The following is a 20,806-nucleotide window of genomic DNA, read 5'->3' on the forward strand; positions in this document are numbered from 1 at the left end:
TCCCTGCACCGACCGGCCCGATATTCGGCTGCGGCGGTCCGTGGGGCCTCCCATACTGAGCGGGCTCGAACTCCCACGTCCCGAAGGAACACCTCCGCGTGCAGGCTGCCGTCACCGTCACTCCCGCCCAGATTCCCGACCTGCTGCTCGGGCTCGCCACCGTGCGGCCCGTGTTCCTGTGGGGAGCGCCCGGCATCGGCAAGTCGTCGCTCGTACGCGGCTTCGCCGAGTCGCTGGGACTGGAGTGCGTCAGTCTTCTCGGGACGCAGCTCGCACCGGAGGACCTGATCGGCGTGCCGCAGATCCGTGACGGGCGATCCGTGTTCTGCCCGCCGGAGAGCATCGCCCGCGACGAACCGTACTGCCTCTTCCTCGACGAGCTGAACGCCGCCACCCCCGACGTCCAGAAGGCCTTCTACTCGCTGATCCTGGACCGGCGGATCGGCTCGTACGAGCTCCCCGCCGGCTCGATCGTCATCGGGGCCGGCAACCGCGCCACGGACAACGCGCTGGCCAGGCCCATCGCGTCCGCTCTGGTCAACCGGCTCACCCATGTCCATCTGCGGGCATCGGCAGCGGACTGGCTGGTGTGGGCGGGGGAGAACGGCATCCACCCCTGGGTGACGGACTACCTCATCGACCGCCCCGACCACCTGTGGTCGCAGCCGCCCAAGACTGAGGAGCCGTTTTCCACGCCCCGCTCCTGGCACATGCTCTCCGACGCCCTGCACTCCTTCGGACCGGACATCGATGAGGAGACGCTGAAGGTGATCGTGCACGGTACGCTGACGCCCGCACACGCTGTCTCCTTCTGCGGCTACGCGAAGATTGTGCGCCATACCTTCGGCATCGAAGCGATCCTCAAGGGAGACGCCTCCTGGCCCGCCCGGCTCGAGGACCGTGACCTCCTTTACTACCTGGCCGAGGCGTTCCGCGGACGGCTGGTGAAGGAGCTGCCACGGCAGAAGGAGCACGTCTCGGCGTCGATGCGGCAGACCTCCTACCGGGCCAAGTCGCTGCTCGTGCAGCTTGCCGAGATCTCGGTCGAGGTCGCGCAGACTGTCATCGCGGACGACGCCGACGGACAGCCGGTACTGCCCGCCTGGTTCCTCGTCGAGGCGGCACGTGACATGCCCAGGCTGGTCGAGGCCCGGCGATGAAGGCCAGGGCAGGCGGGGCAAACGGCAAGGCCGGCACGTCCGACCCGGCCGCCGAGGCGTTCGCGGCGGGGCTCGCGATGGTCAAGCGGAATCCGGCCTTCGCCGCTGTCGAGGCTTCCGTCTGCAGACAGGCCAAGTGTGCCTGGACCCCGGCCGGGGGACTGGCCGCCGTCACCTCCAACGGCACCGTCCACCTCCACCCCACCAAGCGGGCGGATCCGGCCGAATGGGCCTGGGTCCTTGCCCACTGCCTGCTGCACCTGGGCTTCGGGCACGTGCCGGCCGCCACGGACGACCCGCGCGAGCAGCCCGACCGGTTCGACCTCGCGGCCCGCTGCACGGTCGTCAACCGCTTTCTGCTCACCTTCCCGATAGGCCGTCCCCCTGGACATCTGCCGGAGTCCTATCCCGGCGGTGACGAGGCAGAGATCGCCACCCGCTGGCGCCGCGACGGCATCCCCGCCGCCTATGAGCTCTGCGGCACTGCGGGCGGCCACCCGGACCAGGTCCTCACGACTTGGCGGGCATGGAACACCTCTGTCCCGGACTGGGAGACCGCCTTCGCGCACGCCCTCACTCGGAGCGTCTCCACCGCCATGGACGTGGCGGGCGGACGCCTCGACCGGGTTACCGGGGAGCGCGCGCCGCAGCGCCCCTGGGGCCGGGCCATGAACTGGTTCGTCTCCTCGTACCCGCTGCTCGGCGGACTCGCTGCGGGCCTCACTGTCGTGGCCGACGCCGAACTGGCCCGTGCGCAGGGCATTTCGATCGCCGCGGTCAGCTCTGCCGCAGGTGAGATCTACATCAATCCACTGCGCACGTTCACCGACGAGGAATGGCGCTTCATCCTCGCCCACGAGATGCTGCACGCCGCGCTGCGCCACGGCGAACGCCGCGGTGGCCGCGACCCGTTCCTCTTCAACGTCGCGGCCGACTACGTCGTCAACGACTGGCTCGTCCAGATGCGCGTCGGCGATATGCCCCAGGGGCTGCTGTACGACCCGGACCTGCGGGACCTGTCCGCCGAGGAGGTGTACGACCGTATCGCGGTCAACCTGCGCCGACAGCGGCGGCTCGCGACCCTTCGCGGCAAGGGTGCCGGTGACATCCTCGGCGAGGCGCTGCCGCACGCGGAGGCCCGCCCGTACACCGACCTGGACGACTTCTACCGGCGAGGCCTGGTGCAGGGCTTCGATTTGCATCAGTACGGTGAGCGCGGCCTGCTGCCGGCCGGGCTGATCCAGGAGATCCGGGCGCTGGCCCACCCGCCCGTGCCGTGGGATGCGAGGCTTGCCCGCTGGTTCGACGAGTACGTCCCCCGACCGGAACCCGTACGGTCCTACGCCCGCCCGGCGCGGCGGCAGGCATCGACACCGGACATCCCGCGCGCGGGCCGGTACTTCCCTCCTCAGGAGACGGCCCGCTGCACCTTCGGAGTCGTTCTCGACACCTCTGGCTCGATGAACAGCACCCTGCTCGGCAAGGCACTCGGCGCCATTGCCTCGTACGCGGAGGCACGCGACGTTCCCGCGGCGCGCGTGGTGTTCTGCGACGCGGCACCGTACGACGCCGGCTATCTGCCACCGGCCGAGATCGCGGGCCGGGTTCGGGTGCGCGGCCGTGGCGGTACCGAACTGCAGCCGGGCATCGACCTGTTGCAGAGGGCCGACGAATTCCCGCCGACGGCCCCGATGCTCGTCATCACTGACGGCTGGTGCGACACCCTGCGGATCCGGCGCGAGCACGCCTTCTTGATTCCGCAGGGTGCCTCTCTGCCGTTCACACCGCGCGGCCCGGTGTTCCGGTTGAGCTGAGGGTCCGGCGTCAGAGGTTCTCGTGTGGAGGTCAGAAATTCGCCGACGCACTCCCGCCACGCTTCGCTCAGGCGACGTTGTCGGCCCGGGGTGGCTCTACAACGCCTCGAGCTCGGCGCTGATGAGCGCCAGAAGTCCTGCTGGAGTAGCAGGACCTGCCCGGTGGGCCACTGCCATTGCCCTGGGACGGTGCGGTGTGCACCCTTGGGTCTGTCCGGCGGATCTTGCAGGCCGTGCCGGCGCAAGGCGGTGGTTGCACGCTTGCCTGCGCGGCTTCTAAATCACGCGACACCGCCTCCGAGCTGTGGGAACCTCATCCGCGATGACACAACGAACCGATACACCCCCCACGTGGGACGAACGTACGCAGCTGGCCACCTTCCTGGATTACGCCCGTGACACGGCGCGAGCCAAGTGCGAGGGCGTGTCCGAGGAAGATGCCCGCAAGGCACCGCTCCCGAATTCACCGTTGATGACGATGTGCGGGTTGATCAGCCACCTGCGATGGGTCGAGCATCACTGGGTCCAGGTGATGTTTCTCGGTGAGGAGCCCGAGGGGCCGCTCACGGCGGCGACCGACGACGACCCCGACCCCGAGATGCGGACAGCGGTCGACATCCCGTTGCCCCAGCTTCTCGCCGAGTACGAGGAACAGAGCGCCCGCTATCGCCGCCTGGTGGCCGACCGCGACCTGAACTCCACGGCCGAACGTCCTATCGGCGACGGCCGCCACGTGGACCTGCGCTGGGTGGTCCTCCACCTCATCGAAGAGATTTCCCGCCACAACGGTCACCTCGATGTCGTGCGTGAACTCGTCGACGGACAGACCGGCGTCTAGCTTCTGCCTGGCATTCATGGGCGGAGCCAGAGTCTGATCGAGGCGAGGGTGACGGTGCCGTGGAAGACGTAGGCGCGTTTGTGGAACCTCGTGGCCAAGGCCCGGAAGTTCTTGAGGGCGTTGATCGTTCGCTCAACTTCGTTCCTCCGCTTGTAGATCGTCTTGTCGAAGCCGGCGGGTCGGCCGCCTTTGCTGCCCGGCGTTGGCGGTTGGCCCGCTGGTTCTTCGGTTCGGGGATGGTGTGCTTGATCTGGCGTCGGCGCAGGTAGCGGCGGTTGCGGCGGCAGGAGTCGCCTTGTCGCCGCCGAGCGGGCCGGGCCGGGTGTGCGGGTGTCCGTCGCCGAGGCGGCCGACGCGGATGCGTTCCATGACCGGGATGAGCTGCGGGGCTTCGCCCCACTGACCCGGCGTGATCAGCAAGGCCGGAGGGCGGCGTCCACTTTCGCCGGCGAGATGGATCTTGCAGGTCGGGCCGCCCCGGGAGCGACCGAGTCCCTCGTCGGGGCGGTGCTGCCGGGGCGTGGGTCTTTTCCCGGCAGCACCGGCGCCGTCGGTCTTCCACGAACCGAAACGCGCAGGCAGATCCCGCCACGGCACCCGGTGCGCAGCCGATACAGGATGCCGTTGATGACCCTGCGGTGGCTGACCCAACGGCCACCGCGCTTCCCGGACTTCGGCAGATGCAGCTTCAGCCAGGCCCACTCCACATGCGTTAAATCTCCCCGCCCCATGCCCATGCCAACGACCCGAGATCGAGGCGGTCACAAGCGCCGTCGGACAGACCCTAGTGGGAAGGGGTGCGGGGGGAGGCGTCATGAAATGCTCGGAGGTGCCCTCACTGGTGAGCCATCGGCAGCTGGTGGTGATGCTGGAGGCTGAGGGGGCGACGGAGCCTGTCGATGGCCGGGTGGATGTCCAGGAGTTCTTGCCCTGGGCTCTCCTCCAGGACAGGCAGTACGGCGCCCGGTTCCCGTCCCTGTTCCTCCTGCGGAGACCGCAGGCGATCGGATTGTCTCGAGGCAAGCGCGCCCGTTGCGCGTCGGAGGAGTTCCGGCACTGGCGCGAGGCTGCCCTCGCCTATGCCGCAGCGGTGGACCGCGTCAGTGCGGAGATGGAGACCATTTGGGAGCGGGCGGCGTACGCACGGTGGTGGATGCACGGCGATCGGCGCCGCGCCGACGAGGCATGGCACGAGGTGCAGCGGCGGTACGCCGAGCTGGTCCGGGAGGTGAGCGAGGCGTACGCGCCCGTCCGCGAGGAGACCGCCAGGCGATCGACGCCGAGGAGGAGCGGCTCCGGGAGGTTCTCCGCGAGAACGGCCTCACGCTGGAGCAGTGGCAGCGCCGTCTGTTCCATCCGGGCCCTTCGCAAGGGCGGGGCACCCCCTCTGGCGGCACCGCGACCGGTGGCACGGGCGGTTTCGGCATCGGCGGCTTCGAGCGCCGCCTCGAACTCCACGACGCCCTCGTCTCGTTGGCCTGCGGATTGATCTGCTGGCGATGCCTCACGAAGGCTCACCCATGATCTTGTTGCGAGCTCGTAGTTCCGCATCGGTGGATTTCATCTGCGCGACGGTGGCTTCTTGCCAGGTACCCGCTCCAACACACGTTTGTGTGGCCGCGCGGCCATCGACCGCGTCGCGCGAAGTCCGCGGCTACAGCGCACACCATTGGCCCAGATCGTTGGGCGCCTCTGCCTGGATAAAGTTCCGCACAAGAGCCCACGCGCGGTCGATGTTCAGGACGAAGTCACCCGTGAACTCTGCCAGGTCGTCCACGTTCGGGATGGCAACCACTGCGTCCGAGGGAGTCGCGCCATCTCCGATGAGAAGAGAAACCCTCTCAGCGTCACTGAACCGATGGACGACCGCGTGATCACCTCGGAAGCCGAGGGTGAGCAGAGGATAGTCACTGTCCGCCAACCGGACTTCGAGGTATCCGTGCCCGCGGGCACGCAGCTGGCTGAAGCGGACCGAGAGGCCACTGACGTCCGAACGCCTCTCAACCGCTGAGAACCGCCCCGATTCCGGCGACGTCGTCGCCCAGACCACGTTCACACAACCCCCGGTGATCGGTCCCGCCCCCTAAATGCTGGCCACGATACGGCCATCAGGACCGATTCACATGATCGTGTTACGGGCTCTATGGGGCAGGGGACGCACCGTACCTGTCAGGTCAGGTCAGGTCGGCGTTGGCAGGCAGCTTCTTCTTCCGCTGCCGATAGGCCCGCATGGACGCCCGAGAGCCGCACCTCGTGCCGCAGTAGGCGGCAGAGCTGTTCCGCGTCCGGTCGAAGAAGCAGAAGTGGCACGGCTGGTGCCGGCACGCCCGCAACCTGTTCCACATGTCGGTTTGGGCAAGTTCGGTGATCCTGGCCAGGACGGTGCCGAACAGCCCGGGGACGTCGGTCTGCGTGGTCGCCAAGGACGCCCCCGAGGCGGTGACGACCGTCACCAGCGGATACCGGGCGGCGATACCGCGCAGGCCTTCCTCAGCCTCGGCGAGGATCTCGGGCGTGATGTCCCTATCGCCGGAATGAGCTAGCAGCACGATGATCAAGGCGTCGCGCAACTCGCGTGCACCGGCCGCGTCGGCCTCCGTGACGTGGGTGGTCGGCGTACCCAGGCCGTTCTCCAGCAGCCATGCCTGCATGGTCTGGGCGTTGTAGAAGCGCTCCGTCAGCTGGCGGGGGCCTGAGGTGTGCGTGTTGACGAATTGCAGGACCGCATCGACCGCCGGCGGCTGAGTCAGCGGGCTGTGCTCGGTAGTGCGCGGGGGCATCGTGTCGTCCTCCTTCCTCGAAGGCAGGCTAAATCATTTGGGGTTATGACCGAAACCATTACGGTCACAATTCTCTTCCCGTGAGATGAGCATCTCTCCCCGGGCGCGGAGTGGAGCCCGCAGGGCCGCGGCCGGGTCGCCGCCGCGGTGTGGCCGCATGGGCGATGGTGGCGTTCTGCCCGGCCGGGGCACCGTAGGGCCGCGCCCGGGTGTGCGCAGCCGTGGTGGTGGAAACGAGGGGTCATCCCGCCCGGCGCGAGGATCGGGAGCGGCGCGACGTGCCCACGCTGTCCGATGGGGCGACGGTCTCGGTGACCGCCATCCCGTCGCGTCGCCGGGCGGCCATGACCGACGGCGGTGAATACGGGGCGCCGAGCTGGACGGTGGGAGTGAACGTGGTCACCCCGAACTGGCAGGCAGTTCACCTTCCGGGTTCTGCTCGTGGCCGCGAGCACGCGCCGCCTGGCCGTGGGCGCGGTGCCTGCGGTCGCCGGGGCGCTGGTTCCGTCAGTGCGCTCGCCGGAATGTCGGGGAAGCGGCCGCCCGCGGCTGCCGCCGTACCTGTGACGCGGGCCGGCGGATCGCTCGGGCCGGCCGTTCGCCCAGTGACCCGTGCCTCGATGTCGCGCCTGTGTCCGATGCTTCCCGACGCCGCGTGCGCCCGCGTCGGGCGGTGTGCAGGTGCCGGGATGTGGGCGAAGAGCGGCGTCACCCCTTGCCGTCCGGCCTGGTGACGGCACCCGTTTCCCGTATGGCGGCGAGGCGTCTTGGCCCGGTTCGTCGTCGAACTGCTTGCCGCGAACCTCTCCGCAGAAGGTTGCGCGTTATGAGCTAATGGCTTACGGTCCTAACTATGACGGTGCGAGTCGCTCGGGAAGCACGACTCAAGGGCTTCGACTGGGCGGTTCGCTCGCGGAGTGGACGAGTGAACAAGTACTTCGCAGCCGGCGGCATCCGTGCCGGCGACAGCGAACGCATCCGTCGCCGTGACCCGATGGGATCGGCCAGAAGAGATTGCTCTGCCGCCCTCGGCCCCATGGACCGGTGACTCACAGGTGTGGGATTCACCGACATCAAGAGAGAAGGACCCTTACATGTACATGAAGTTCGAAGTCACCGTGCTGCCTGTTTCCGATGTCGATCGGGCCAAGGCCTTCTACGAGCAGGTGGGATTCCGTCTGGATCTCGACAAGGCCGTCAGTGAGGACTGGCGCGCGGTGCACTTCACGCCGCCCGGCTCCGAGAGCTCGATCATGTTCGGCCGGGGACTGATCTCCGCCGCACCCGGCTCGGCTCAGGGCCTGTACCTCGCCGTCTTCGATATCGAGGAGGCCCGTGCGGAGCTCGTCGGCCGCGGCATCGAGGTGAGTGAGGTGTTCCACGACGCCGGGGGCCTGCTCTTCCACGGTCACGAGGGTGGAGAGGTCACCCACCAGGTCGAGGGACAGGGACGGATTGCCGGCCTGCACCCCGACCGCGCCTCCTACGGCTCCTTCGCCACGTTCAGCGACCCGGATGGCAACGGCTGGGTGCTCCAGGAGATCAAGCGGCGCTTCCCCGGCCGCTGACACCACTCAGTCACCCAAGGGCGACGGGCCGCGCCGGCCCGTATGGCGGCCGACCCGTTCACCTCTTGTGTGCAGCCCAGGGGGTCGGCGGCTGGATCATCGCCACCATATATGCGCATATGCTCCTATGTCTCGAGGTCGGCCCCACCACGCCCTGACGCTCGGACAATATTCGCGAAAGGAAATTTCATGAACATGTCTCCTATGGAGCCGCCGGCCCAGGAGGGCCCCGGATCAAAGCCGACGTCACACCGCGCGCGGCGCGGGTTCTCGCGACGCGCCTTCGTCGGCGGCGCGGCTGCTTCCGCCGCTGCCGCCGCCGGCGTCTCGCTGGTCGGCGGACTGGCCCCGTCCGCTGCTGCCGTTCCCACCATGCGCAGGCCGAAGGGGTTCGGCTCGGTCGCCACGGCGCCGCATCTGCCGGCAGGGTTCACCAAGACGTTCAAGAGCCGGTTCGTGCAGGCCGGCGGGCTGCGGCAGCACGTGGTCATCGGAGGCGACGGTCCGCCGCTGCTCCTGGTGCACGGCTGGCCGCAGAACTGGTACGCGTGGCGCATGCTGATGCCGGAACTGGCCCGCAACTACACAGTCATCGCCGTCGACCAGCGTGGTATCGGGCTGACCGACAAGCCCCGTGACGGGTACGACACCCGTACCCTCGCCAACGACCTGGTCGCTCTTATGGACGCCCTCGGTCACAAGCGGTTCGCCGTGGCCGGCCACGACACCGGCCTGATCATCGGCTACGCGCTGGCGGCGGATCATCCACAGCGTGTCGCCCGCGTGGCCCTCCTGGAGGTTCCCGGGCCCCCGACGGTAAAGGCCTCGCCGCCCCTGTTCATTGATGAGGATCACAACAACAGGCTTTGGCACATCCCGTTCAACCGGGTCGACCACGAGCTGACCGAGAAGCTGGTCAGGGGCCGGGAAGAGATCTTCTTCGGGTACGAGTTCGACATCCAGGGCGGACAGAAGCTGCCCGACTACGCGCGCGAGTACTACTTCCGTCTCTTCTCCGACCCCGAGACCCTGCGTGGCGGCTTCGGTCTCTACCGCGCGTGGGACGCCACCACCGCGCAGAACGCGAAGCGCACCGAGAAGAAGCTGACGATGCCCGTCCTGGCGATCGGCGGATCGGAAAGCTGGGGTGACGCGGTCGGGGGCGCGATGAAGCCCCTCGCGAACGACGTGCAAGGCGTGGTCATCCCCGGTGCCGGCCACTGGGTCGCTGAGCAGGCCCCGAAGGAGCTGCTGTCGGAACTGACGCGCTTCCTGGCCCCGTACCGCCGCACCGCCGGCCCGTCCCGCTAGCGCACGGCCGGACGTCCGGGCCCGCCCCGGGCGTGACGGAACGAGCTCGACCGGGCGGCAGTGTCGCCGCCTTCGAGCAGCCGGAGCTCCTCACCGAAGAGCCCGGTATGTTCGCCGGGCTCCTGCGCTGATCCCACCGCAGAGGCCCTCGAACGAAGTGGTCCTGCCCGCCGGGTGTCCGGCGGGCAGGACCGCAGCCAACGCTCTTGCTTAGTCGTACTCGGGGAGATCAGCCCCCGGGGAGCCGTACATCGTCGTGCGGCCGGCCCGCCTCCGGCAGGCTTCCCTCCGGACGACTGGCGCGCCACGGTTCGCCTCCTGTCCAGGAGCGGCGGAGCCTTCACTATCCCCGACGGGAGGCATGGATGTTTTCCGACATCGGCCCACTCGAAGTTGTGACACTGATCGTGCTGGCCGTCATTCTTGTCGGGCCCGACAAGCTCCCCAAGATGGTGTCCGACACCGCGCGGACCCTGCGCAAGCTCCGCGAGCTCTCGCAGAGCGCTCAGGCGAGCATTCGTGACGAACTCCCCGCAGAGTTCAAGGACCTGACGCTTGAGGACCTCAACCCGAAGACCTTCGTGGCCAAGAACCTGCTGGGTGACCAGAACCTGGGCCTGGGCGACCTGACTGTCGACCTCGGCCTCGGGGACGAACCGCTCGACAGCGCCGGGACCAACACCTCGAAGGGCCTCGGGAAGGCCGCTGCCCCCGGCCCGCTTCCCGCGGCCACCGGCCACGGACCTCTGGAAGCTACCGGCGCGGGGCACTACAGCCGCGACAAGAACGGTTCGTAACCGGGAAGGCTCACGGCCGCCCCGCCGTCGGCCCGGCCCGTCAACGCACCGACCGGCACGCAGGGCCTGGCTGTCGCATCCGCCCGCAGCCGGGCCACCCGCGCAGGAGCGCCGCTCCTGCGCCTTCAGATCCTCGGAAAGGAAACCCCTATGTTCGGAAGGCTCGGAGCACCCGAGATCATCCTCATCCTCGTCGTCGTCGTGCTCCTCTTCGGCGCCAAGCGGCTCCCCGATATGGCCCGTTCCTTTGGGCAGTCGCTGCGAATCCTCAAGAGCGAGACCAAGGCCATGCAGAAGGACGACGGCGCCGAACCCCCGACCGTGCACGCCGCTGCAGCCCACCAGCTCGCGTCCGAGAGCCGGCACACGGCCCCGGAGGCGACCGAGGCAGAAACCTCCCACCGGCGCTGAAACGCCGAAGCCACCGACCAGCACCCGCGCGGCCGGTGCCGCACTTGAAAGGACCGGGACCGCCCATGCCGACCCGACCAGCACATGACGCCGCGCGTATGTCCCTGGGGGAGCACCTGCGCGAGCTGCGCAACCGCCTGCTCAAGGCCGTCGGAGCGATCCTGCTCATCACCGTCGTTGCGGCCCTGTTCTACAAGCAACTGATCGGATTCCTCATCGATCCCCTGCCCGGCTGCGCTCCGGGCCAACCAGCCGGCGCGGAGGACGCGGGCCGGTGCGGCGTGATCTCCCTCAACGGCCTTCTGTCACCCTTCACCCTCGCACTGAAGGTGTCGATCACCGCGGGGGTCGTCGCCGCGAGCCCGGTGTGGCTGTATCAGCTGTGGGCCTTCATGGCACCAGGACTGCACCGCGACGAGAAGAAGTACACACTGATCTTCCTCGGGGCAGGCATCCCCCTGTTCCTGACCGGTGCCGCGGTGGCGTACGGGACCCTGCCCACCACGACACGGGTGCTGATCTCCTTCACTCCGGACAACGCCACCAACCTCCTGCCCGTCGACGACTTCCTCGACCTGGCCACCCGCATGGTCCTCGTCTTCGGCCTCTCCTTCGAACTCCCTGTCCTCCTCGTGCTGCTGAACCTCGGCGGTGTGATCAGCGCGCGCCGGATGGCCGGCTGGTGGCGCGGCATGCTCATGGGCATCGCCGCCTTCGCGGCACTCGCCACCCCCAGCACCGACCCACTCAGCATGCTGCTCCTCGCCACCCCCATCAGCCTGCTGTACCTGGCGGCGTGCGCGATCTCCTGGCGCAACGACCGCCGTCGGCAGCGCACCGGCACCACCGGGTCAGGCGGAATCCCGGACAGCGAGGCATCCCCCATCGACCTCACCCCGGTCCGCCTCGACGCCCCCGACGACATCTCCGTCAGCCGGTCCTGACGCGACCCTTTCAAGGAGCGGCCCGCCGCCGGTGGTCAGGGAAGTTGCTTGCGGCGAGCCCGGGAGGCCCGCAGATTGACGGCGTTGCCGCAGACGCGTACGTCGTGCCCAGAATCCGCTGTTGTTGTGCGAGCGGCTAGAACGCCAGGGCGCAGTTGTTCGGTGCGCCCCCATCTGCTAAAGCGTGTCTCCTTGATGGGTGCGTCAGTTGATCGGATGTGTCTGTCCGGTTAGTGATCACTTATGCAATATGGGACCGGATCGAGCCGCTGACGCCGGCCGATCCGGTCCGTGGACGACGGTGGGCCGACCATCGCCGGACCCTGGAGGCCATCGCGTGGAAGTACCGCACCTGCTCGCCCTGGCGCGACCTCCCTGAAGAGCTCGGCTTTCAGACCGCGCACAAACGCTTGATCAGGTGGGCCGTGGACGGCACATGGGAACGGGTCCTCGCGGCTGTCCTTGCAGTGGCGGATGCCGACGACGACGTGGGCTGGACAGTCTCGGTGGACTCCACCGTCTGCCGGGCTCACCAGCATTCGGCCGGAGCCAGGAAAAGGGGGTGCCCGGCCACTCCGAGCCCGAGGATCACGCACTCGGACGCTCCCGCGGTGGCTTGAGCACGAAGGCCCACCTGGCAAGTGACAGCCGGGCACGGCCCCTGTCCATCCACGTCACCGCGGGCCAGGCCTGTGACGCACCTGCCTTCGAGGCAGTCATGGCCGGAATCCGGATCCCGCGAAGCGGACTCGGCAGGCCAAGAACCCGCCCTGCGACCGTCCTGGCGGGTCGTGCTTACTCTTCCCGCGCGATCCGCAGGCATCTCCGACGCCGCGGCATTCGGGCCGTCATCCCGCAGCCCGCCGACCAAATCGGTCACCGCCTGCGGCGAGGCCGCGCCGGAGGCCGCCCACCAGGCTTCGACGCCGAAACATAGAAGGAGCACAACACCGTCGAGCGGTGCATCGCCCGTCTCAAGCAGTGTGAGGTTCCCCCGAGATGCGGGGATGGGTGACAGAGGGTCAGATGGGTCTCATGAGAGGAGCCCAGACGATGCCTGCCCCGAGGAAGTACCCGCTTGAGTTGCGTGAGCGTGCGGTTCGGATGTACCGGACTGCTGAGCCGAAGCCTGTGATCCGCCGCATGGCGGAGGAACTCGGCGTGCACCACGAGGCCCTGCGCAACTGGATCCGTCAGGCAGAGGCCGATACCGGCGAGCGAGACGACATCCTCACCACCGTCGAGCGTGAGGAGCTGGCCGCCCTGCGGAAAGAGAATGCCCAGCTCAAGCGGGCGAACGAGGTCCTGCGGACGGCCTCGGCTTTTTTCGCGGCCCAGCTCGACCCGACCCGGCCCAGGTGACCGCGCTCGTCGATGCGCACCCGCACCTGGGGGTCGAGCCCGTACTCCGGGAACTCTCCATCCCCTCCTCCACCTATTACCGATGGCGCCAGGCCGAGAAGGAGCCATGCGAGCGACGCCGCCAGGACGCCGAACTCACAGGGAAGATCCGGCAGGTCCACGCCGACTCCGGCGGGATCTACGGCTCACCCCGCGTGCACGCCGTCCTGCGGCGTGAAGGCGTCCACGTCGGCCGCAAACGCGTCGAACGGCTCATGCGCCAGGCCGGCCTGGCCGGGATCAGTCCCCGCCGGGGCAAGGGCTTCACCCGACGCGACCCTGACGCCGATCTCGCTCCTGACCTGGTGCAACGCGACTTCACCGCGGCCGTGCCGAACCGGCTGTGGGTCACCGACCTGACCATGATCGCGACTCTGGAGGGCCCCCTGTGGCTCTCCGCGATCCGCGACGCGTTCTCCCGCCGGGTCGTGGCCTGGGAAACCTCCGCACGTGCGGACGCCGACCTCGTCCTGACCTCGCTGGAGTATGCCCTGGCCAGCCGCGAAGTCACGCCCGGTGAGCTCATTCACCACGCGGACCACGGCACCCAATACACCTCCGTGAAGCTCACAACACGCCTGGTCAGAGCCGGGATCCAGGCATCCATGGGCACGGTCGGCGACTCGTTCGACAACGCCCTCGCGGAGAACCTGTGGATGGTCATCAAGACCGAGTGCATCCGCGGCCGCGTCTTCGCCACCAGAGCCGAAGCGAACCTCACGCTCTTCGAGTACATCGACGGCTTCTACAACCCCCGCCGCATCCAGAAACGACTCGGCTACCTCAGCCCGATCGAGTACGAGGAGAAGCACTACGCCGACCAGGCAGCGACCGAACCAGTGAACCTGAAACCACGTCAACCCGCCCTGACCAGCTAGTCAGCCACCCCCGCACAGCGGGGGAACCTCAGTGGCGCGGCCTGGCCATGCGAACCGACAAGCTCGCCATCGCGTAGCAGGCCGCATTCCACCTCGCCGCCATCCTCATCTGGGCTCGTAAATGACCAAGGATTGAGGAACAGCGGCGTTGGGCCGCTGGGGAGACAAATCCGGTGGCCCCGACTTGAAGGCACTCATAGCATCCGCCCATGACCCAAGACACCGGGATCGCGGACAACGAGCGTGACGCAGAGGCTGCAAGGGAACTTTCCTGGCGTGCCAAGTCTGTCGGTCTCGCGGCAGTAGACATAGACGACGCCGAGCTCTTGCACGGTTGGCGATCCGACCCGGTAACCGCCTATGAAATCGGCATCTGGCCGCGCTCCCTCACCGCGATGCGTGAGCGCATCGAGCGCGACAGTGACGACGACGCTCGCGACGACTTCCTCGTCCTGCTCCCTGACAGCACCCCCATCGGCCATATTGCACTGAGCGGCCACAACATCGTCAACGGCACAGCACAGGTCGAGCTGATGCTGGCTGGTCAGCATCGCGGGCACGGCCACGGCACCGACGCCCTCGACGCTCTGGTGGACCTAGCGTTCGGCGAACTCCCGATACACCGCCTCACGGCAGAGACCCATACCGACAACGCCCCCGCCCTCGCCGTCCTCGCCAAATCCGGCTTTGTACACGAAGGCATCAGCCGCGCCGCCTGTCTCCATCGCGGCCGCCGCCACGACCTCGCCGTGTTTTCACTGCTCCGCCCCGAATGGGAAGAGCTAAGCCGTCCTCGCGCCTGGGATGCCTGACCAACGGAGAGCACTTGCCCAGCTCCCAGCCCAATCCGGGGCGACACCCCTCAGAGCATCAAGGAGACACGCTCTGGCCGACTCACGAAACGAGACGATTTCAAAGCGCAAGTGGGGCGTCGTCACTACCGTGTGGCCCCGCACGGAGATCACGGACTTCAGTCCCCACGGGCGCGCACGGGCGCGCACCTCCTCGGAATATCCCCATCGGTATCGATGCGGCCAGCGGCCGCGCCACTCGATCCAGTGCGGTCCTCGAGGCAATGCTCGGCGTCGTAGAAGCCGGCCCGCCGGACGAGTTCGATCAGGCCCTGGTCGTCGTAGACGAGGTCGGCGATCTCATCATTGATCGTGACTGCCCGACCGCCAGCAAGGGAGAGGCCGTGGACAACTATCGGGGCACTCATCCCTCCGGAGTGGCGAGGGGTGGCAGCGGGCGCACCCGGCCGGCCGAGCTTCCAAGCGACGCCGGACAGGCCACCGGCGGCGACGAAGACGCGTAAGGAGCGGTCGACACTCATCCACGAGCGCCTCGAGTCGGGGCTCGTGGTGAACTGACGGACGAACTGCAATGTCGAGCGGCCTGAGGTTGGCCGAGCTACTGGAGCCAGCGGGCCATCGGTGGTTCGCCGCGTCCTGCGTCGACTTCTTTCTGGTAAGCCCGTTCGTGCCAGGTCCACTTCTTTCCGTTGTTGTCCGGGAGCGGCTGTCCATGTGCGTCGGTGAAGACGCTGACGTGGCAGTGAGGGGGACGTATGGTCTCGGTCCCATGCCAGCTGAACGCCGCGAAGTGGATGACGGCGCGGCAAAGGAGCAGTATTCGGGCGCGGCGGTTGTGTCTCACGAGCGCACCGTAGAGACAGTATTGGATCACCGCCCAGTCGTGTCCGAGGTTGGCGAGGGCTGTGAGTTGCTGGCCAGTCAGGCGGTCGCGTCTTCTTTTAAGGTTGCTGAGGAACACGCCCAACCGAACCGTCGTGCCGTCGGGGAGTTCTTCGATGTGGGCTCTTTCCGACGCCGGTCTTCCCCTCCCGTGAGATGTGCTGCCGAAGCGCCATCACATCACCCGTCGTGAAGCGGTCGGAGCCCTTCCCTGTCGCCTTCGAACCGCCCTGTGCTGACGCCTTCTAGGTTCGTGCAGCCGGTTTCACGCCGAGTTCGTCCAGGCGGTGTTGCTGTTCGGTCCCAGTTGCGGGCCTGCCGGATCAGTCAGCGTCCGATGGTGCGGGTGCCGGCCTCCAGGCTTTGTCCCGGCGGTCAGAAGACCTGGGCGAAGCAGCCCAAAGTGACGGCTATCGAGAGCACTGCCAGCGAGACTGCCATGACGGGTTTGGGTACGTGCATGGGAATCCTCCATTGTTTGGGCTGATGTGGCTCACAGGCAGTACCGAACGAGCCACTCGTCGGCGTTGTATGTGTTCGTTGTCGGGTTCGGCACCGTGGCCGCCCGTTCTTCGATCATCTCCTCGGGGAGGATTCGCTTCGGCAGCTCCCCGAACCGGGCGCGACGCACCGTTTCGGCATGGTCGGGGCTCTCCAGTGCAGGTTGCATTGCATCGTGTCCTCAGCAGTTCGGTGACGGCTCCCGGTCGGTTGAGGGCCGAACACGGCCGACGCGGGCCGGGGTACGCCGCGCAAGCCGTGCTTGTGCGGCGGGTCTGGCCCCGGCCGGAGCGGGTCAGCCCAGGTAGAAGTCCCTGCGGGCGGCTACGAATGCCTCGATCGTCTGTGCAGGTGTGCCGGTCACGTGTCCGACGTCGTCAGATGTGCGGTCGTAGCGGTTTTCTTGGTGCAGTCGCGCCATGGTGGCGATGTGCTGTTCGATGTGCGGCGGCAGGCCTGCCTTCGCGAGCACCTCGGCCCGCCACAGATCGAGCGGCACGTCGACATAGGACACCGGACGCCCCAGCGCCCGTGAGAACTTCTCGGCCATCTCCGTCATGTCGACCGCGCGTGGCCCGGTCAGCTCGTAGACGTGCCCGACATGCGGGGCTGGGTCGCGCAGCACGGTGGCGACCACGCGGGCGACGTCGTACACGGCGACCGGCGATGTGCGCCCGGCACCGAACGGTAGCGCGATCGTGCCGTTGTCCCGGATCGATTGCGCCGCCAGCGAGGTGAACAGCGGATTGTCCAGGAACGACGTCGGCCGGATATGTACCATCGGCAGGCCCGACCAGTTCAGTATCTGCTCCGCCAGCCAGTGAAGCCGCTGCTGGTAGGACTCTGCGGTGCTGGTGGCGGTCATCTGCGACACCGTCATCTGGGACATGCCGACCAGGGCATCGAGCTTCCCGTGCTCGCGCGCCACGGTGGCCACGACCGTCGCGGCCAGCAGATGGTCGGGCGAGACGGGCATCGCGAAGTACATCCGCCCGACACCCTCCAGCGCGGCTGCGACGCTCTCGGGCCGGGTCAGGTCGCCGACGACGACCTGCGCGCCGAGCGCACGCAATTCGGCCGCGCGAGCGTCGTCGCGGCGGACCATTGCGCGCACTGGAACGTCCTGCGCGAGCAGTTGGGCGAGAGCGGTACGGCCCACGCCACCGGCGTTGGCGATGAGAACAAGGTTGCTGGCAGTCATCGGTTGATCTCCTGCTGAGTAGTTGAGTCGTGGTGTGATCACACGTGTGTGATGTGTGAAAGTGGCGAGGCGATGAGGCACCGGGTGGCGGTGCCGGATGTGTAGTGAACCGCCCCGGTTCGAATAGAGACTCGATTCCATGTAAGGATTGAGTCATGGCACGCCCCTCCTCCTATCCCCTTGAGCTGCGCAAACGAGCGGTCCGCATGGTCGCCGAGGTCCGCGGTGATTACCCGAACGAGTCGGCCGCGCTGAAGACGGTCGCCCAGAAACTCGGCATCGGCTCGGCCGAGACCCTGCGGAACTGGGTCAAGCAGGACGAGATCGACTCCGGTCGGCGGCCCGGCACGACGTCGGAGGAGTCCGCGGCGATGAAGGCCCTGAAGAAGGAGAACGCCGAACTCCGCCGCGCGAACGACATCTTGAAAGCCGCGGCAAGTTTCTTCGCGGCCGAGCTCGACCGGCCACACACACGCTCGTAGCGTTCATCGACGAGCACCGGGCCCGCTTCGGCGGTGTCGAGCCGATCTGCCGCGTGCTCACCGAGCACGATTGCAAGATCGCCCCTTCCACCTACTACGCCCACCACAAGCGGCTGGCCGAGCCGTCCGCGAGGACCGTGCGCGACGCCGGGCTGAAAGAGAAGATCAAGGAGATCTACGCGTCCAACTACCGCGTCTACGGGGCGAGGAAGATCTGGCGCGAGCTGAACCGCCAGGACATCCCGGTGGCCCGCTGCGCGGTCGAGCGGCTGATGCGCGAGCTGAACATCGCCGGCGCGGTGCGCGGCAAGAGGGTCATCACCACGATCCCGGACGAGAAGGCCGAGCGGGCACCGGACCGCGTCGAGCGCGACTTCGTCGCCGAGGCGCCCAACCGCACCTGGGTCGCGGACTTCACCCACGTGGCGACCTGGGCGGGCGTCGTCTACGTCGCCTTCGTCGTGGATACCTTTTCACGTCGCATCGTGGGCTGGTCCGCCTCCACATCGAAGGAGACCCAGCTCGTCCTGGACGCGCTGGAGATGGCACTGTGGCAACGCGACCGCGACCAACACCCGTATACGCACGGCGAGTTGATCCATCACTCCGATGCCGGGTCGCAATACACGAGTTTCCGTCTCGCCGAGCACCTGGATGCCGCCGGTCTCGCGGCGAGCATCGGTTCCGTCGGGGACGCACTGGACAACGCCCTGATGGAATCGACCATCGGTCTCTACAAAACCGAGTTGATCAAGCCGCAACGGCCCTGGAAGACGCTCTCCCAGGTCGAGCTGGCCACCGCCGAATGGGTCGACTGGTACTGCCACCGGCGCCTCCACGGTGAAATAGGCCACGTCCCGCCCGTCGAGTACGAGAACAACTACTACCTCGCGACCACGAAACCCCAGGTCACAACCGCTATCTGAGCTCTCTACCGAACCCGGGGCGGTTCAGTAGATCGCAAACAACCGGCCCGGGGTGTGTTGTCCAGCGGTCGCCTGGCGTCGTAGAACTACCGTCGCGCCGCCGCACCACGGCGTAAGCTCCGCGTGCGTGGAATCGCGATGCCGGTAGCGGTCCCGTGCCTTTCACACGTGGCGGTGGCGAACGGACCGGGTCTGGGTCATACGGGTCACGCGGTGGCTGCGGCGCGGCGTCTGATCAGTCGGGGGCGCAGGCCGAGCAGGACCGCAGCGATGGCGGACCACAGGGCGAGCGTGATCACGGGGCCTGCTACGTGCGCGCCGTTGAAGTAGCTCAGGTCGGTGATGGTGCGGACGGCCGCGCCAGGTGGCAGTAGTGCGGAGATGGTTCGGGCCGCGGCGGGCAGCAGATCAGCGCCGATGGCAGCACCGCTTGTGGCGTTGCCGACGGTGAGGAGCACAAGGGTGGCGATCGGGACTCCGACGGGGCCGAGGTAGGTGCCGAGAAGTTTGGTGGTGAAAGCGGCCGCAGCTGCCAGAAGAATGAGAGTGAGGACCAGCGGGACGAGCGGTGCCGGGACCGCACCCATCACGGGGCCGGCGATGATCGCTGCGACGGTGCCGATGGCCACGGAGGCGCCGGCCAGCAGCCAGAACCGGTGACGCAGGTGCAAGACACTGGTCAGGCCGAGAGCGTTCGAGCCGAGGACGAAACCTGCGAGTGTCACGCCGAAGGCCATGTAGAAGCCGGCAAGTCCCCGACTGTCGAAGTGGGTCAGGGGGACGATGTCCTCGGTGGTGACGTGTTTGCCTGCACCGTGGGCGTAGGCGCCGACGAGGTTGTTCACAGCCGAGGTGGTGGACGTGCCGACCGCTCCTGCGATCTCCAGGCGCAGCTGGTCCGGGCCATCGGTGCTGAGTGCGGCGGCGACGTCGTGGCGCTCCAATGCGTGGCGCGCTGCCTTGGCGTCAGCGGCTGGGTGGACCTCGACGTTGTCCCCGAGGGCCTGGTGTATCTCGCCCGGCAGGTCGGGTCCGGTGACGGCGATGGGGAGCTGATAGGGCTGTGGGTCGCGCTGCAGGCCGATGTAGCAGCTGATGAAGGCCACCACGACGACCAGGGCGATCAGAGTCGGCTGGAGCCATGCCCTCACCGGCGGGCGGCGGGCGGCGAGGTGGAGCTTCGGGGAGAGTTCGGCCGCTGCGGAGAGTGTCGGCTCACGCACGGGAGCGGATCCGATGGGGGTTTCCATGACAAGGCTTTCGGGTGGAGGGGTGTGAGGCTCGCGGGAGGGATCAGGAGAGGGCATGCACGCCGCAAACAGTTAAGAGCATATGCTCGTATTTATCTGGGGGCAAGGGTGAGTGGCTCGAGGTGACCCGTCGACCGTTGGCGACGGGGCGACCCTGTCGCATTTGAGAGCACCTGCTCGTATCATGAGTGGGTGAAGCTCTGGAGGAGACAATGACCACTGCGCCGACGAATCCCGGCGACTCTTGCAACAACCTGGCCCTGCGCAAGGCGGCCCGGTACCTCGGTGCGACCTACGACAAGGCCCTGGCCCCGGTCGGCCTTCGTGCGACGCAGCTCAGCATCCTGCAGAAGCTGAGTGTGCACGGAGAAATGACGATCACCGGCCTCGCCGACGTGATCGCCATGGACCGCACGACGATGGCCTCAAACCTCAAGCCGCTTGCCCGCGAGGGTCTGGTGACCGTCGAGCCATCGGCAGCCGACCGCCGCGCACGGATCGCCACCATCACGCCGGACGGCCTCACCCGACTGAAGGCGGCGCTACCACTGTGGAATGCCGTGCAGGCCCAGTTCGAGGAGAACTTCGGCGCCGACGAGGCAGCCCATCTGCGCGCGTACCTGGAAGCCGTCCTTCACACCGGATTCGAGCCCTGGGCCGAGTAGGACACGACGCTTCTGGCGCTACTGACGGCTGTCGCCCTGACGTCACCTGGAGTGCCCGGCGACACGACGGGACTGGATGGCGGTCACCGAGACTGTCGCGCCACCGGACGGTGTGGGCACGTCGTATCGCTCCTGATCCTCGCGACGGTCGGGATGACCCCTTGTTTCCACCACCACGGCCGCGC

At 67.6% G+C, this 20,806-nt stretch carries 22 protein-coding genes and 2 pseudogenes; 14 read left to right on the top strand and 10 right to left on the bottom strand.

The window, feature by feature from the left end:
- Positions 1-98: 98 nt before the first annotated feature.
- The 3 genes from OHA03_RS39905 (at position 99) to OHA03_RS39915 (ending at position 3,812) form a co-directional block, all read left to right on the top strand.
- Positions 99-1,160 (top strand): ATP-binding protein, encoded by a 1,062-nt coding sequence (locus OHA03_RS39905; protein WP_267008868.1) that lies wholly within the window; start codon positions 99-101, stop codon positions 1,158-1,160.
- Positions 1,157-2,974, top strand: coding sequence for a hypothetical protein (locus OHA03_RS39910; protein ID WP_267008869.1), 1,818 nt, complete (start codon positions 1,157-1,159; stop codon positions 2,972-2,974). The genes OHA03_RS39905 and OHA03_RS39910 overlap by 4 nt, the downstream gene beginning before the upstream one ends.
- A 322-nt stretch (positions 2,975-3,296) precedes the next feature.
- Positions 3,297-3,812, top strand: a complete 516-nt coding sequence (locus tag OHA03_RS39915; protein WP_267008870.1) for a DinB family protein — start codon at positions 3,297-3,299, stop codon at positions 3,810-3,812.
- 14 nt (positions 3,813-3,826) lie between these two features.
- Here the strand turns inward: OHA03_RS39915 and OHA03_RS39920 are convergent.
- The 5 genes and pseudogenes from OHA03_RS39920 to OHA03_RS39940 all read right to left on the bottom strand — a co-directional run bounded on the left by OHA03_RS39920 (position 3,827) and on the right by OHA03_RS39940 (position 6,995).
- Positions 3,827-4,543, bottom strand: a pseudogene (locus OHA03_RS39920) (IS5 family transposase).
- 346 nt (positions 4,544-4,889) lie between these two features.
- Positions 4,890-5,168 carry a hypothetical protein gene (locus OHA03_RS39925; RefSeq protein ID WP_267008871.1) on the bottom strand — a complete coding sequence of 93 codons (279 nt, stop codon included), beginning with the start codon at positions 5,166-5,168 and terminating at the stop codon, positions 4,890-4,892.
- A 298-nt stretch (positions 5,169-5,466) separates the two neighbouring features.
- Positions 5,467-5,868, bottom strand: coding sequence for a hypothetical protein (locus tag OHA03_RS39930; protein WP_267008872.1), 402 nt, complete (start codon positions 5,866-5,868; stop codon positions 5,467-5,469).
- Positions 5,869-5,986: 118 nt separating this feature from the next.
- Entirely contained in the window at positions 5,987-6,592 is a 606-nt protein-coding gene (locus OHA03_RS39935) for an ABATE domain-containing protein (protein ID WP_267008873.1), read from the bottom strand.
- A 241-nt stretch (positions 6,593-6,833) separates the two neighbouring features.
- Complete coding sequence (locus OHA03_RS39940; protein ID WP_267008874.1) at positions 6,834-6,995, bottom strand: hypothetical protein; 162 nt, start codon at positions 6,993-6,995, stop codon at positions 6,834-6,836.
- Between the two features lie 691 nt (positions 6,996-7,686).
- On the opposite strand from OHA03_RS39940, the gene OHA03_RS39945 reads away from it, so the two are divergent.
- From OHA03_RS39945 to OHA03_RS39985, 9 genes and pseudogenes are all read left to right on the top strand, one after another.
- Positions 7,687-8,160, top strand: a complete 474-nt coding sequence (locus OHA03_RS39945; RefSeq protein ID WP_267008875.1) for a VOC family protein — start codon at positions 7,687-7,689, stop codon at positions 8,158-8,160.
- A 189-nt stretch (positions 8,161-8,349) separates the two neighbouring features.
- On the top strand, positions 8,350-9,471 hold the full coding sequence (locus OHA03_RS39950; protein WP_267008876.1) for an alpha/beta fold hydrolase: 1,122 nt from the start codon (positions 8,350-8,352) through the stop codon (positions 9,469-9,471).
- Positions 9,472-9,836: 365 nt separating this feature from the next.
- The gene (locus OHA03_RS39955) at positions 9,837-10,268 is read left to right on the top strand and encodes a Sec-independent protein translocase subunit TatB (protein ID WP_267008877.1); all 432 of its coding nucleotides are present in this window, start codon (positions 9,837-9,839) and stop codon (positions 10,266-10,268) included.
- 150 nt (positions 10,269-10,418) lie between these two features.
- Positions 10,419-10,679 (top strand): Sec-independent protein translocase subunit TatA, encoded by a 261-nt coding sequence (tatA, locus tag OHA03_RS39960; protein WP_267008878.1) that lies wholly within the window; start codon positions 10,419-10,421, stop codon positions 10,677-10,679.
- 65 nt (positions 10,680-10,744) lie between these two features.
- Positions 10,745-11,623, top strand: coding sequence for a twin-arginine translocase subunit TatC (gene tatC / locus OHA03_RS39965; RefSeq protein ID WP_267008879.1), 879 nt, complete (start codon positions 10,745-10,747; stop codon positions 11,621-11,623).
- A 218-nt stretch (positions 11,624-11,841) separates the two neighbouring features.
- Positions 11,842-12,557: pseudogene (locus OHA03_RS39970) on the top strand (IS5 family transposase); the annotation flags it as partial.
- 119 nt (positions 12,558-12,676) lie between these two features.
- Positions 12,677-12,985, top strand: a complete 309-nt coding sequence (locus OHA03_RS39975) for a transposase (RefSeq protein ID WP_267007759.1) — start codon at positions 12,677-12,679, stop codon at positions 12,983-12,985.
- Entirely contained in the window at positions 12,982-13,902 is a 921-nt protein-coding gene (locus OHA03_RS39980; RefSeq protein ID WP_267007760.1) for an IS3 family transposase, read from the top strand. The genes OHA03_RS39975 and OHA03_RS39980 overlap by 4 nt, the downstream gene beginning before the upstream one ends.
- A 209-nt stretch (positions 13,903-14,111) precedes the next feature.
- On the top strand, positions 14,112-14,714 hold the full coding sequence (locus OHA03_RS39985; protein WP_267008880.1) for a GNAT family N-acetyltransferase: 603 nt from the start codon (positions 14,112-14,114) through the stop codon (positions 14,712-14,714).
- A gap of 158 nt (positions 14,715-14,872) precedes the next feature.
- Here OHA03_RS39985 and OHA03_RS39990 read toward each other — a convergent pair whose 3' ends face one another.
- From OHA03_RS39990 to OHA03_RS40005, 4 genes are all read right to left on the bottom strand, one after another.
- Positions 14,873-15,121, bottom strand: coding sequence for a hypothetical protein (locus tag OHA03_RS39990; protein WP_267008881.1), 249 nt, complete (start codon positions 15,119-15,121; stop codon positions 14,873-14,875).
- A gap of 191 nt (positions 15,122-15,312) precedes the next feature.
- Complete coding sequence (locus tag OHA03_RS39995; protein WP_267008882.1) at positions 15,313-15,558, bottom strand: hypothetical protein; 246 nt, start codon at positions 15,556-15,558, stop codon at positions 15,313-15,315.
- 531 nt (positions 15,559-16,089) lie between these two features.
- The gene (locus OHA03_RS40000; RefSeq protein ID WP_267008883.1) at positions 16,090-16,266 is read right to left on the bottom strand and encodes a hypothetical protein; all 177 of its coding nucleotides are present in this window, start codon (positions 16,264-16,266) and stop codon (positions 16,090-16,092) included.
- Between the two features lie 126 nt (positions 16,267-16,392).
- A complete protein-coding gene (locus OHA03_RS40005) occupies positions 16,393-17,298 on the bottom strand; it encodes an NAD(P)H-binding protein (RefSeq protein WP_267008884.1) in 906 nt (301 codons plus the stop codon).
- A 155-nt stretch (positions 17,299-17,453) separates the two neighbouring features.
- Here OHA03_RS40005 and OHA03_RS40010 point away from each other — a divergent pair.
- A protein-coding gene (locus tag OHA03_RS40010; RefSeq protein WP_267007271.1) for an IS3 family transposase occupies positions 17,454-18,706 on the top strand; the annotation gives its coding sequence in 2 pieces (ribosomal slippage) (positions 17,454-17,736 and positions 17,736-18,706; 1,254 coding nt in all).
- A 206-nt stretch (positions 18,707-18,912) separates the two neighbouring features.
- Here OHA03_RS40010 and OHA03_RS40015 read toward each other — a convergent pair.
- Positions 18,913-19,929 carry a hypothetical protein gene (locus OHA03_RS40015; RefSeq protein ID WP_267008885.1) on the bottom strand — a complete coding sequence of 339 codons (1,017 nt, stop codon included), beginning with the start codon at positions 19,927-19,929 and terminating at the stop codon, positions 18,913-18,915.
- Between the two features lie 239 nt (positions 19,930-20,168).
- Here OHA03_RS40015 and OHA03_RS40020 point away from each other — a divergent pair, with 239 nt between their 5' ends.
- Positions 20,169-20,621: a MarR family winged helix-turn-helix transcriptional regulator gene (locus OHA03_RS40020; protein WP_267008886.1), complete on the top strand. Its 453-nt coding sequence runs from the start codon at positions 20,169-20,171 to the stop codon at positions 20,619-20,621.
- Positions 20,622-20,806: the final 185 nt, after the last annotated feature.

The organism is Streptomyces sp. NBC_00154, assembly GCF_026342835.1.
In the GTDB taxonomy this organism is placed as follows: domain Bacteria; phylum Actinomycetota; class Actinomycetes; order Streptomycetales; family Streptomycetaceae; genus Streptomyces.